At 43.5% G+C, this 13,290-nt stretch carries 13 protein-coding genes; 12 read left to right on the top strand and 1 reads right to left on the bottom strand.

The features are described from left to right. Positions 1 to 5 precede the first annotated feature (5 nt). The gene (locus IGK85_RS14360) at positions 6 to 671 is read left to right on the top strand and encodes an ABC transporter ATP-binding protein (protein ID WP_008379404.1); all 666 of its coding nucleotides are present in this window, start codon (positions 6 to 8) and stop codon (positions 669 to 671) included. A gap of 167 nt (positions 672 to 838) precedes the next feature. Continuing rightward, complete coding sequence (locus IGK85_RS14355) at positions 839 to 1,291, top strand: YaiI/YqxD family protein (RefSeq protein WP_008379406.1); 453 nt, start codon at positions 839 to 841, stop codon at positions 1,289 to 1,291. Between the two features lie 52 nt (positions 1,292 to 1,343). On the opposite strand, the gene IGK85_RS14350 is transcribed toward IGK85_RS14355, so the two are convergent. Next, positions 1,344 to 3,086: an ABC1 kinase family protein gene (locus IGK85_RS14350; protein WP_008379408.1), complete on the bottom strand. Its 1,743-nt coding sequence runs from the start codon at positions 3,084 to 3,086 to the stop codon at positions 1,344 to 1,346. A gap of 182 nt (positions 3,087 to 3,268) precedes the next feature. On the opposite strand from IGK85_RS14350, the gene IGK85_RS14345 reads away from it, so the two are divergent. From IGK85_RS14345 to IGK85_RS14300, 10 genes are all read left to right on the top strand, one after another. Beyond that, positions 3,269 to 4,363, top strand: a complete 1,095-nt coding sequence (locus IGK85_RS14345; protein WP_005233659.1) for a D-alanine--D-alanine ligase — start codon at positions 3,269 to 3,271, stop codon at positions 4,361 to 4,363. Positions 4,364 to 4,449: 86 nt separating this feature from the next. After that, the gene (locus IGK85_RS14340) at positions 4,450 to 5,799 is read left to right on the top strand and encodes a UDP-N-acetylmuramoyl-tripeptide--D-alanyl-D-alanine ligase (RefSeq protein WP_008379410.1); all 1,350 of its coding nucleotides are present in this window, start codon (positions 4,450 to 4,452) and stop codon (positions 5,797 to 5,799) included. Positions 5,800 to 6,089: 290 nt separating this feature from the next. Then, positions 6,090 to 7,616, top strand: a complete 1,527-nt coding sequence (gene cshA, locus IGK85_RS14335; protein ID WP_005233663.1) for a degradosome RNA helicase CshA — start codon at positions 6,090 to 6,092, stop codon at positions 7,614 to 7,616. A 202-nt stretch (positions 7,617 to 7,818) separates the two neighbouring features. Next, complete coding sequence (gene acpS / locus IGK85_RS14330; RefSeq protein WP_008379414.1) at positions 7,819 to 8,184, top strand: holo-ACP synthase; 366 nt, start codon at positions 7,819 to 7,821, stop codon at positions 8,182 to 8,184. A 121-nt stretch (positions 8,185 to 8,305) separates the two neighbouring features. Next, positions 8,306 to 9,427 (top strand): alanine racemase, encoded by a 1,122-nt coding sequence (gene alr, locus IGK85_RS14325; RefSeq protein ID WP_008379416.1) that lies wholly within the window; start codon positions 8,306 to 8,308, stop codon positions 9,425 to 9,427. 9 nt (positions 9,428 to 9,436) lie between these two features. After that, positions 9,437 to 9,808 (top strand): type II toxin-antitoxin system PemK/MazF family toxin, encoded by a 372-nt coding sequence (locus IGK85_RS14320; RefSeq protein WP_005227961.1) that lies wholly within the window; start codon positions 9,437 to 9,439, stop codon positions 9,806 to 9,808. Positions 9,809 to 9,816: 8 nt separating this feature from the next. Beyond that, positions 9,817 to 10,113 (top strand): hypothetical protein, encoded by a 297-nt coding sequence (locus tag IGK85_RS14315; RefSeq protein ID WP_008379420.1) that lies wholly within the window; start codon positions 9,817 to 9,819, stop codon positions 10,111 to 10,113. Between the two features lie 305 nt (positions 10,114 to 10,418). Then, on the top strand, positions 10,419 to 11,486 hold the full coding sequence (rlmN, locus tag IGK85_RS14310; RefSeq protein ID WP_008379422.1) for a 23S rRNA (adenine(2503)-C(2))-methyltransferase RlmN: 1,068 nt from the start codon (positions 10,419 to 10,421) through the stop codon (positions 11,484 to 11,486). Positions 11,487 to 11,682: 196 nt separating this feature from the next. Beyond that, positions 11,683 to 12,366, top strand: a complete 684-nt coding sequence (locus IGK85_RS14305; protein ID WP_005233676.1) for a DUF969 domain-containing protein — start codon at positions 11,683 to 11,685, stop codon at positions 12,364 to 12,366. Further along, on the top strand, positions 12,367 to 13,287 hold the full coding sequence (locus tag IGK85_RS14300) for a DUF979 domain-containing protein (RefSeq protein WP_005233677.1): 921 nt from the start codon (positions 12,367 to 12,369) through the stop codon (positions 13,285 to 13,287). It begins immediately after the preceding gene. The last annotated feature ends 3 nt before the right edge of the window (positions 13,288 to 13,290 follow it).

Genomic DNA, 13,290 nt, shown 5'->3' with positions numbered 1-13,290 from the left:
ACGACATGACATTACGAACAGAACAATTAGGATATTGGTATCAAAGCGAAGCAGAAGCGCTGTTTCGTGACGTTGATTTGACCTTTGAACCTGGCAAGATGTATGCGATCTTAGGTTCTAGCGGATCGGGGAAAACAACCTTCCTGTCGCTGATCACGGGCCTAGATACCCCGAAAGAAGGAAAGATCCTTTACAACGAAGAAACGTTAGCAAAAATCGGATTGCGAGAATACCGCCGCAAAGATGTTTCCATCGTGTTCCAAGCGTATAATCTATTGCCTTATATGTCGGCACTGGACAATGTGATCACAGCCATGGCGATCGCGAAGTCGCAGCAAGCCGATAAAAAGGCCTATGCTTTAGCCAACTTAGCCAAAGTTGGTATCACGGAAGAACTGGCACTGAAAAAAGTGACCCAATTATCGGGTGGGCAACAGCAACGGGTCGCTATCGTTCGCGCGTTGTGCTGTGAACATGAACTGATCGTGGCTGATGAACCGACTGGAAACTTGGATGAAACGACATCTAAAGAAATCGTCAAACTATTTCAAGAAATTGCCCATGAGCAAAAAAAATGTATCATCTTAGTGACCCATGAACAAGAAGTAGCAAAGGCTTGCGATGTCGTTTATGAGTTGAAGGAACGAGCATTTTCTAAAATTGAAAGGTGAGCTTTGCGTATGGTAACTGCTAGTTAGTGAGACAAAGATCGTCATTCTTATTCCCTCATTGAGCAAGACTGAAATGAAAATACCGCAAAGTCTGCTTGCATCTTCTAGGTGCTCCTCTTACAATAGAAGTAATTGTAAAAGAAGGAACTTTTGAGAGGAGCAAGCAGATGCGGCTTTTTATTGACGGCGACGGTTCGCCGGTGAAAAATGAAGTGATTGAACTGGCTCAGCAGTATCAGCTGCCGGTAGTGATCGTGACCAGTGTCGATCATTATACGACCAAAGACTATCCCGCCCATGTCCACTTTGTCTATGTCGACAAAGGCTCGGATCGCGCGGATTATGAAATCGTGAAGGAGATAGAACCCGGCGATTTTCTCGTCACCCAAGATTATGGCTTAGCCTCGTTAGTCTTGCCCAAAAAAGCACGAGTTTTTCACCATAACAGTACTGAGTATTTGCCAGAAACGATCGATTTTTTATTAGGTCAACGCTACTTAGGTGCGCAGATGCGTAAAGCAGGCAAGCGCACAAAAGGACCGAAGCCCTTTACGAAAGAGGATCGGGAAGTCTTCAAACGAATCTTTGAAAACGAATTGCGACAGACCCTTGCAAAATAAGCACCCTCAAGACCCAGCTTCTGCATGAAACACGGGAATTGAAGGTGCTTATTTATTTCTTACGAAAACGATCATAAAAGTATTTGCCGACTAAAGCTACGATCGCGAAAAATGCCAAGGTATATCCGAAGATCCCCATCTGATGGACGAAGGCTCCTTGTTGCGGGCTGGCGACCACCAATAAGGAAGAGCCAAGGATGACCGCAGCTAGAATAATACCGATCACCAGTCGATTGACCATCTGATCAAAGCGATCCAATAGCTGTTTTTGTTCGCGGATCTCTAAATTTAACCGGTGTTTACCAGTGGCAAAAGTGTCTAAGACAGCCAAGGTTCGATCAGGAAGATGGCTAAGTGCCCGCAAGCTTTTTGCGGTTGCCAAGGCGCTTTTTTTCACCTCGTCTTCAATACTCAGCTGCTGTAAGAAATATTTTTGTGCAAAAGGCTGAGTGACTTCCATCATTGATAATTCGGGGTCTAAGGCTTTGATCACACCTTCCAAGGTGCCAAAAGCCTTAATCAGCAAGGTGATGTCTCGATGCATCTGCAGTTGGTTATCATGGCAGATCGTGATGACTTCCCCCATCACTTTTTGCAAGTCGATATCCTTTAGCGGCATATTATAGTAGTTTTCAACAAATTTTTGAAGATCCTGATAGAAGGCGACTTCATCAAAGGAACTGCCGCTGCTGTTGCACAAACGCAAGACAGCTTTGCCGACTTCTTGGGTGTCTTGGGTATACAAAGCAATCAATGCATCAGCTAAGCGACTGCGTAATGACTGATCCAAGTGTCCCATCATCCCAAAATCTAAGAAAATCACTTGGTAAGGCGGCATAATCGCTTCTTCTTGCCACTTCAATGAATAATCAACACCGCCGAGGACACCGACGCGCTGTTTGACTTGGAATGGTTTTGGTCGATTGGCTTGATCTGTGAAGACATGTAAAAAAAGATTGCCAGGATGCGGATCAGCGTGAAAGAAGCCATCTTCAAAGACTTGCTTCATAAAGTTTTCGACTAATAGCGTTCCCACTTGTTTTTTCACTGCTTTCACGGACTGATTGTCATAAACGATATCTTGATTGCTGCGGGTCAGCAAGCAGTTCAAACTTTCACCGGCCATGTAATCCATGACTAATACTTTTTGGGTGCACCATTCGGGATAAACTTTTGGCAATGCCAATTGCGGGTTTTGGTGATTGTTACGGTAGAATTCCTGCGCATTTTTCATCTCTTGCAAAAAATTTGTTTCATTGGCAAGGGATCGTCTGACTTCGCTTAACACGCTTTTTAAATCCACCACATTGGCTTCTGGAATTGCACGAACCAACGGTAGAGCCTTTTCAAAAAGATCGAGATCCACTTGAATCGCCGCAATGATTCCCGGATGCTGCACTTTGACGATCACTTCTTTGCCGCTGATCAAGTTTGCTCGGTGGGCTTGTCCGATGGAAGCTGAGGCGACTGGGATTTCATCAAAAGCGGAAAAAACTTCCGTTAGTGGCTGCTGTAGTTCTGCTTCCAGCAGTGCTTTGACCTTGGGAAATGGATCACTTTTGACATTGTCTTGTAACTGCTTGAAGGCATCAACGAAAGTGCTGGAAAGCAGGTCATTGCGGACCGAAAGCATCTGCCCGATTTTGATAAATGTTGGTCCTAATTCTTCAAACGCTTGACGCACCATTTCGGGATGCTGCTGTTTGCTGATATTTTGAACGACTTTGTATTTCAAAAAGACTTGAAGGATTTGTTTTAATCGTCCTTTTCTAGAAGGAGCAGTTTGTTCTGTCATAGGTCCCACCTCTTTAAACGTGCCGTGATATATTCATAGTACTGACAAAATGAAAAACATTCAACTAACGACTGTGTAAGCTTAAAGAAATTTCTGCAAGATTTAATGCCGGTTGGTCGATTTTGTGCTAAAATGTGGAAGACTTAGTTTGGTAGAATCAATGAATACAGGAGGAAATTCTTTTGAAAATCATTTTATTATACGGGGGACGCAGTGCAGAGCATGAGGTATCACTGTTATCCGCTTTTTCAGTTGTTAATGCTGTATATTATAATTACTACCAAGTTCAATTAGTAATGATCACTAAAGAAGGACGCTGGTTAAAAGGCCCATTATTGTCTGAGGCGCCAACGTCACCAGATACTTTGGCATTGACCAACGAAGAGACCAAAGGGGAAGAAATTTCACCTGGGGCCATCTATGAAGAAGACGCGATCGTCTTTCCATTGCTCCATGGACCAAACGGCGAAGACGGCACGATCCAAGGGTTTTTAGAAACCATCGGAATGCCTTATGTCGGAGCCGGTGTCTTGACTAGTGCCTGCGGGATGGACAAAATCATGACCAAGTACATCTTGCAAGCTGCGGGAATTCCGCAAGTTCCCTATGTACCAGTCTTGAAAAATGCGTGGAAAGAAAATCCGAAAAAGATTTTCGATCAATGTGAAGGCAGTCTGCTTTATCCGATGTTTGTCAAACCTGCCAACATGGGCTCAAGTGTCGGTATCTCGAAAGCCGAGAACCGTGAAGAACTGCAAAATGCGCTACAAGAAGCGTATCGCTATGATACCCGAGCGATCGTTGAACAAGGAATCGAAGCCCGTGAGATCGAAGTCGCTGTTCTTGGAAACGAAGACGTGCGGACCACCATGCCGGGAGAAATCGTAAAAGATGTTGCGTTTTATGATTACAATTCCAAATACATTGACAACCGAATCGAGATGCAGATTCCTGCACAAATTCCCGAAGAAACACAAGCCAAAGCCCAAGAGTTTGCGAAAAAAGCCTATACGATGTTGGGCGGCAGTGGGTTGAGCCGTTGTGATTTCTTTTTGACCAATAAAAACGAGCTCTTTTTAAATGAGCTGAACACGATGCCGGGATTCACTGAATTCAGCATGTACCCATTGCTATGGGAAAAGACCGGATTGCCGTATGGTGATTTGATTGAAGAATTGATCCAATTAGGGATGAATCGTTTCAACCAAAGACGTTCTTTCTTGACGAATGTGGAAGAAGCAGAAGTTGAAGCAGAGAATGAAAAAGAAGCAGAATAAATAGCAGGAAGAAAGCCAGCTCAACTCAAGGAAAATACTTGAAGCGATCTTGGGCTTTCTTTTTTTGTAAAAAAGGAGCGAAACTGATGAATTTTACTGTAAAAGAAGCCGCTGCCGTATTTGGTCAGCCAATTGAAAATGAGACACCACTTGCCTCTGTGGAGTTTGACAGCCGTCTAATCAAAGAAAACAGTCTTTTTGTTCCCTTGGCGGGGACTCGGGATGGACATGAATTTGCCCAACAAGCCAAAGACAATGGTGCGATCGCGACATTGTGGAGTCATCCCACCATCCAACCACCGCAAGGCATCCTTGTGATCCCCGTCAAGGATACTGTCAAAGCGTTCCAACAGTTAGCACGAGCCTACAAAGAAAAACTTGCGCCAAAAATCATCGCTATTACCGGAAGTAATGGGAAAACAACCACAAAAGATATGGTAGACGCGGTTATGGCACAAAAATACCAGACCTACAAAACTCAAGGTAACCATAACAATGAACTAGGCGTGCCTTTGACTATCTTGCATGCACCAGAAGATACGCAAGTGTTGATTTTAGAAATGGGAATGGACCATGCAGGAGAGATCGAAGTCCTTTCGCGCTTAGCAGAACCTGATGCTGCTGCTATCACGTTGATTGGCGAAGCCCACATTGAAAACTTAGGGTCCAGAGAAGGGATCGCCAAAGCCAAAATGGAGATCACCGCAGGATTGAAAAAAGACGGCTTCTTTATGATGCCGGCGGATGAACCATTGTTAGACCCCTTTGTTCCTAACTTGACGCAGCCCATTGAAACTTTTGGCTTAACAGAGGGAGATCTGCAAGGAGACATCGTAGAGGAATCGCAAGATCAAACGATTTTTACGGTAGCAGGTACGACTTTTACCTTACCGGTATTAGGCGGTTATAATGTCAAAAATGCCTTGATCGCGATTGGTTTAGGACGTCATTTTGGTGTATCAAATGAAGCCATCAAGGAGGGCTTGGCGCATTTTCAATTAACGAAAAATCGGACCCAATGGGTGACTGCCGGTAATGGAGCAGCGATTTTGAGCGATATTTACAATGCCAATCCGACTGCCATGGGTCTCGTATTGGATAGTTTCCGCAAATTGCCGTTAGAAGGACGACGGATCGCCGTATTGGCAGATATGCTTGAATTAGGACCAGATTCTGCACAAATGCACGAGCAGATGGCCGCACATTTAGATGACTCGTTCCAACTAGTTTTTCTTTATGGCAAAGAAATGCAAGCATTGCAAAAACGACTAGCTCAGTCACCACTTGCTGACAAGGTGCGCTATTTTGCGACAGATGAAAAACCACAACTGATCGCCTCCTTAAAGGAAACTTTAGAACCTTCCGACAGCTTGGTAATCAAAGGGAGCAATGGCATGGGCTTGAGCGAAGTCGTTGATGCACTAAAAGGAATGTAAAGCGGAGTTGAAATCTTGCTGAAACTTTCAAAACGTGTTATACTTATCTAACGCCGAAAGATGAAGCACAGAATGATTACTGTAAAAAACATTGACGTTTTGAGATAAAATGATGGCTGAGACAAACAACACTTGTTTTAGCCTTTTATAATGCCTTCGTGAAGCGGTTTTTCGGTACCGAGAGAAAGATAAGAGTAAATGGGACTACTCTTGTGTTTCTGAAGAACTAACCTACGCTTCGATGATAGAAAAACAGGCATCGAAAAGATGACCAGCCTAGGAGGATCCATTTGAAATTTAAAGATCTAGAATTATCCAACGAATTATTGACTTCTGTTGAGCGTGCCGGCTTTGAAGAAGCAACACCCATCCAAGAAGCAACGATTCCATTAGCCTTAGCAGGCAAAGACGTGATCGGTCAAGCACAGACCGGTACTGGTAAAACCGCCGCATTTGGTTTGCCAATGTTAGAAAAAATCGACCCAGCGAACCATCAACTACAAGGATTAGTGATTGCCCCAACCCGTGAATTAGCGATCCAAACCCAAGAAGAATTGTATCGTCTTGGTAAAGACAAAAAAATTCGCGTTCAAGCAGTTTACGGTGGAGCCGATATCGGCCGTCAAATCCGTCAATTAAAAGATCGTCCCCATATCGTAGTTGGTACGCCAGGACGTATGTTAGACCATATCAACCGCCACACCTTAAAATTAGGTACGGTTGAAACGCTTGTATTAGATGAAGCAGACGAAATGTTGAACATGGGCTTCTTGGAAGATATTGAAAAAATCATCAGCCAAGTGCCAGATGTTCGTCAAACGTTACTATTTTCAGCAACAATGCCGCCAGCAATCAAAAATATCGGCGTGAAATTCATGAAAGAGCCTGAACATGTTCAAATCAAAGCCAAAGAAATGACCGCTGATTTGATTGATCAATACTATGTTCGCTCAAAAGATTACGAAAAATTCGATGTCATGACTCGTTTGTTGGATGTGCAATCACCAGAATTGACGATCGTTTTCGGTCGTACGAAACGTCGTGTTGATGAATTGGCACGTGGTTTAGAAGCCCGTGGCTACAAAGCTGAAGGCATTCATGGGGACCTTTCTCAACAAAAACGGATGAGCGTTTTACGTTCATTTAAGAGTGGTCAATTAGATATCTTAGTTGCCACAGACGTAGCAGCTCGCGGATTAGATATTTCTGGTGTTACACACGTTTACAACTACGATATCCCTCAAGATCCTGAAAGCTATGTTCACCGGATCGGACGTACAGGTCGTGCCGGAAAAGGCGGAATGTCAGTGACTTTCGTTACACCAAACGAAATGAGCTACTTGCATGTCATTGAAAACTTAACGAAAAAACGGATGACACCAATGCGCCCACCAACCGAAAAAGAAGCTTTTAAAGGTCAATTAGGTGCCGCAATCGAATCTGTTGAAACAAAATTGGATGAAAATGGTTTGGATAAATACTTGCAAGCAGCCGACGATCTTTTGGAACGTTATTCTGCACAAGATTTAGCAGCACTGCTTCTAAAAACAATGGCGAAAGATCCAGCTGATTTAGAACCAGTCAAAATCACACCAGAACGCCCATTACCTCAAGGAAAAAAATCATTCAATAAAAACGGACGTCGCAGCAATAACAGCAATGGCGGCAATCGTAACCGCAAAGAAAACGGTGGGAACCGTAGCGGCGGCAACGGCAATAAAGCCCGTGGTAACTATTCAAAAGATGGTGCCCGTAAAAACAATCGCCGTAGCAACGACAAAAAACGCGGTTTCGTTATCAGAAATAACCAAGACTAATTGAGTTTGTGGACCTTGTAAGGAAACTTGCAAGGTCTTTTTTATATAAAAAACAAATACGAGCAAATGAAAATCTTAATCTCCGTATAAACTCGTCAGATTTGAATGGTAATTCGCCATTTTTTTGGTAGAATGGTAACTAGCTAAACAAGGGCCAATTCCAATTTGGAAACCCCTATCTTAAGTAAAGGTAGCGAGAAGAATGATTAAAGGAATCGGGATCGATGCAGTCGAGCTGCCTCGAATGAAAGAATTAATTGAAAGAAAACCTCAGTTTATAACGCGTATTTTAACAGAGAAGGAAGCAAAATTATTTGCCCGTTTGCCCCTGAAACGTCAGGTAGAGTTCCTCGGGGGGCGCTATGCCTGCAAAGAAGCGTTCTCCAAAGCTTGGGGGACGGGGATCGGCAAAGTTTCTTTTCATGATATTGAAGTCTTGACCAATGAATTCGGTGCACCGATCGTTACCAAAGCACCGCACCCTTTAGAAAAAACGTTTGTCAGTATCACCCATACAAATGATACTGCCTTTGCACAAATTATCTTAGAAGTATCGGATAGTGAGTAACCTGAGTGGAAGTCGTCACTTGGTGAAAAAACTACGATACTTTATGGACGAACAGCCGACTACATAAAACCAACTTAATTTGTTTGTCTGATCAAGCATTAGTAGAAAGAAGGAACTGGAAATGGTGGTTGCTTACCATAGACCAACGAAAGCGATTATTGATACGACCGCGATTACCGAAAACATCAAAAATGAGATTGCTCACTTACCAAGCGAGACGTTTCTTTTTGCGGTGGTAAAAGCTAATGGGTACGGGCACGGAGCGGTACAAACTGCTCAAGCAGCCAAAGAAGGCGGTGCAGCCGGTTTTTGCGTTGCGACGATCGATGAGGCAATCGAATTGCGAGAAGCAGGAATCACTGACCCGCTGCTGATTTTAGGGGTTGTGAACGTGCAAGATATTCCCTTACTTGCAGAATACGATTTTTCTTTTCCAGTCGCTTCGATGGACTGGTTGGTAGAAGCCGGTACTTATTTGGAAGAGAATCCTATAAAGACACCGCTTAAAGTACATGTCAAAGTGGATACCGGCATGGGGAGAATCGGTTTTTTGACCCCAGAAGAAGTGCTTCAAGCCGTTCTTTGGTTGGAAACTCATCCCACATTTGATTGGGAAGGAATCTTTACCCATTTCTCCACAGCCGATCAAGCTGATACAACTTATTGGGAAACACAGCACCAGCGGTTTAAAGAAGTCTTAACTGTTTTGCCTTATTTGCCGACATATATACATACAGGCAATAGCGCGACCTCCTTGTGGCACAAAGAGGCCGTTGGGAATATGGTCCGTTTTGGGATCGCGATGTATGGATTGAATCCGTCAGGTCATGCATTGAAGGAACCATTTTCCTTAAAACCAGCCCTTTCACTTGTTTCTGAACTGATCCAAGTGAAATTACTTGAAAAAGGAGCGGGGATTGGCTATGGTGAGACATATATCACGCCCCATCAGGAATGGATCGGCACTGTGCCTATCGGTTATGCGGATGGCTGGTTACGAAAAATGCAAGGCTTCTCACTCTTAGTAGAAGGTGAACCTTGTGAAATCGTCGGTCGGGTGTGTATGGATCAACTGATGATTCGTTTGCCGCGAGCCTTTGCTGTCGGTACAACGGTCACGTTGATTGGTGAGAATCATGGGAAACGAATTACGATGCAGGATGTTGCAGACCAGTTAGAAACAATTCACTATGAAGTAGCGTGCACCCTCTCAGCAAGGGTTCCGCGAGAATATAAAAGTTAGGGTGGTCCTATGGTAAAAAGGGGAGATATTTATTTTGCCGATCTTTCACCAGTCGTTGGATCGGAGCAAGGCGGAATACGACCGGTCTTGATCATTCAAAATGACTTGGGCAATCACTTCAGTCCCACCGTGATCATTGCGGCGATCACGGCAAAAATGGCGAAGCCGAAATTACCAACCCACATTGGGATTTCCGCTTCTTGCACAGGGATTGGCAAAGACTCCGTCATTTTGATGGAACAGATCCGCACGATCGACAAAAGTCGGTTGAAAGAAAAAGTTTGTCATTTAGACGATAAAGTGATGTGTGAAGTCGATGCTGCTTTGATGATCAGTATTGGTGTGGAGCCGACCTTTGCTACATCAACGATCGAGGTGTAAAACAAGCAATGGGGTATGTAGTATTAATAGTAGTTGTCATTTTATTGATTCTCTTTACTTATAAACATATTCGCCGTTTTCTTTCAGAAACCAAAAAGCGCAACGAAACCATGGAACAAGGGTATTACCTTGTCAGTCATACATATGAAGAGAAACGGGAACAGACCCATTATTACGGCGTTTTTCAACAAGGAGACAAAGAACTGATATTAGAAATGTCACTCCAGCTTTATTTACAGCTACAGCCACCGCAACGGGGGATGTTGACCGCCAAAGAAGACCGAGTCCTTTCTTTTGAAGGGTGATCATGTGAAGAAAGCAGTGCCCATGAGAGAGTATCTCTTCAAGGAAAAGCAAACAAGCAGGAAAGAGCTGCTCCATTTATTTCACAGGAGTTGGTTCATTCACTGCTTGTTTTTTATGACTAAAATGTTTGTGAGAGCTATTTCAAGTAAGATGGCGTGATGGATGGGAACATTGAGCATCGAAAAAATGATCAACCAGCGCAGTAGAGCAACGGTTTTGCTTTGACAAACAACCAAGGTACGGTTGCTTTTCACAAAGAATTCAGTTATAGTATGTAGCGACTAGTTTGAAAAGAGGGAAAAAAGTGAACCCATCGATTTATGGACTTACCAAATCAGATCTATCTTTGTGGATAACTGAACAAAACGAAAAGAAATTTCGAGCCAACCAAGTGTGGGAGTGGCTCTATGAAAAACGAGTAACCAGCTTTGAAGAAATGACCAATTTACCGAAACCTGTGATTGAGAAACTGACGGCAGCCTTTGTGATCAATCCCCTGAAGCAGATGGTGGTACAAGAAGCCAGTGATGGGACCGTCAAGTATTTATTTCAATTGCCCGACAATCACATGATTGAAACGGTCTTGATGCGTCAAGAGTATGGCATGTCGGTTTGTGTGACGACCCAAGTCGGTTGCAACATCGGCTGTACCTTTTGTGCCAGTGGGTTATTAAAGAAACAGCGGGATTTAACAGCAGGCGAGATCGTGGCTCAAATCATGTTAGTACAACACTATTTTGATGAACGCAACGAGGGAGAACGGGTCTCTCACGTAGTCGTCATGGGGATCGGCGAACCCTTTGATAACTATGACAATGTGATGCATTTCTTGCAGATTATTAACGACCCAAAAGGTTTAGCGATCGGTGCGCGGCATATTACCGTGTCAACCAGCGGCTTGGCGCATAAAATCAAAGAGTTTGCGGAGAACGGCTTGCAAGTGAACCTAGCGATTTCGCTGCATGCCCCAAATAATGAAGTCAGAACCTCCATGATGCGGATCAATCGGAACTTCCCGATTGAAAAACTGATGGCAGCGGTCGATTATTATTTAGAAAAAACCAATCGTCGCATCACGTTTGAGTATATCATGCTGGATCATGTCAACGACCGACCGGAACATGCCCGTCAGTTGGCAGCATTATTGAAGGATAAAAAGAAATTGTCTTACGTCAACTTGATTCCTTATAACCCAGTGAGTGAGCATGACCAATATGCTCGAAGTAAAAAAGCCGATGTGTTAGCTTTTTATGACATTTTAAAGAAAAACGGCATCAACTGTGTGATTCGTAAAGAACATGGGACAGATATCGACGCAGCATGCGGACAGCTGCGAAGCAAACAAATGAAAAAAGAAGCTTCTGCTTCTTAAACACAAAAAACCAAAAGAAGGACTGCACAAGCGCAGTTCTTCTTTTGGTTTTTTATTATCTAAGCAATTAAAAAACGCCTTAAAGAAAGCGTATTCCTGTAAAGAAAATTCAAAAAACATTGTTTTACAAGAAAAAAATAGATTATACTAAAAGCTGGTATTCATTAAAAATAGCTTACTGTGAAAGGATGATTTGATGGAATGGATTAAATTAATTGGTATTCTAGTTATTTTAGTCGGCTTTTTGCTGAAGCTAGATACTATTGCTGTCGTAATCGTTGCTGGTTTTGTCACCGCGCTTGTATCGGGAATTTCTGTTGTTGATTTTTTAACAATGTTAGGAGAAGCGTTTGTCAATAATCGACTCGTTACACTGTTCTTGTTGACATTACCAATGGTCGGCTTGTCGGAACGTTTTGGCTTGAAACAGCAGGCCGTCATATTGATTGAAAAAATCAAAGGCTTGACACCAGGGAAGTTTTTGAGTTTGTACTTATTTATTCGGGAACTTGCTGGCTTTTTCTCTATTCGGATCCAAGGACATACGCAATTTATCCGCCCAATCGTTAACCCGATGGCGCAAGCTGCTGGGGAAAATAAATTTGGGGAACTGGATGAAAAAGATCAGGAAAAAATCAAAGCTCGGGCTGCCGCTAATGAAAATTTCGGGAATTTCTTTGCCCAAAATACCTTCGTGGCTGCTTCTGGTGTGCTGTTGATCGTAGGAACGTTGCAATCACTTGGATATGATGTGGCAGCTAGTTCGATCGCTCAAGCATCATTGCCGATCGCATTGATCGTCTTAGTTATTGCCACGTTATCGAACTTGCTCTTTGATCGCAAATTAGCAAAAAAATATGGCAAGAAGGAGGAGAAATAGATGGAAGGAATCGTTAACGGATTACTAGAATTCTTTTATATCTTGATTGGGCTGCTGTCGATCATGACGGCTGTCCGGGTTTTTCGTGAAGCAGACCATCCTACACGATTAGGCACCTCTGCCTTTTGGTTACTGCTAGGGGTCGTCTTTGCTTTCGGAAATTTTTTGCCGTATCTTGTGGACGGAATTTTGATCGTTTTGATGGGCTGTTTGACCTTCTTCAAACAAGTACAGATCGGTAAAATCGTCGACGTTGATGATGAAAAAGCCGAAGCGTCAGCAAAACGGATCGGTAGTACGATCTTCGTACCATGTATCAGCTTGGCATTGATCGCTGTGGTGATTTCTTATACACCATTAGGGGGCCAAGTGGGGATCGGGATCGCGTCGATCTTAGCACTCTTGTTGGCAGTCGTGCTAACTTCCGCTAAACCAAAAACAGTGTTAGACGATTCCGACCGGATGCTTCGCCAAGTCGGAACTGCCGGTATCTTGCCGCAGTTATTAGCAGCACTAGGTGTCATTTTTAACGCTGCTGGTGTTGGTGATGTGATTTCTCAAGGAATCTCTGGCGTCGTGCCAGAAGGCAATCGTTTTATCGGTGTCGTGGCTTACTGTTTAGGAATGATGATCTTTACTATGATCATGGGAAATGGCTTTGCAGCATTTACCGTTATAACTGCCGGTATTGGCGTACCTTTCGTAATGGCGCAAGGCGGCGATCCAGTTGTTGCTGGTGCTTTAGCAATGACCGCTGGTTTTTGTGGCACGTTGCTGACCCCGATGGCAGCCAATTTCAATGCACTGCCAGTGGCTTTGTTAGAGATGAAAGACCCTAATGGTGTCATTAAAGCACAAGCCCCAATTGCTTTATTATTGTTAGTGATCCACATCGCTTTAATGTACTTTTGGGCATTTTAGTGG

The organism is Enterococcus sp. AZ015, assembly GCF_050499225.1.
In the GTDB taxonomy this organism is placed as follows: domain Bacteria; phylum Bacillota; class Bacilli; order Lactobacillales; family Enterococcaceae; genus Enterococcus_D; species Enterococcus_D entomosocium.
This window is presented reverse-complemented; position numbering and strand designations above follow the sequence as displayed.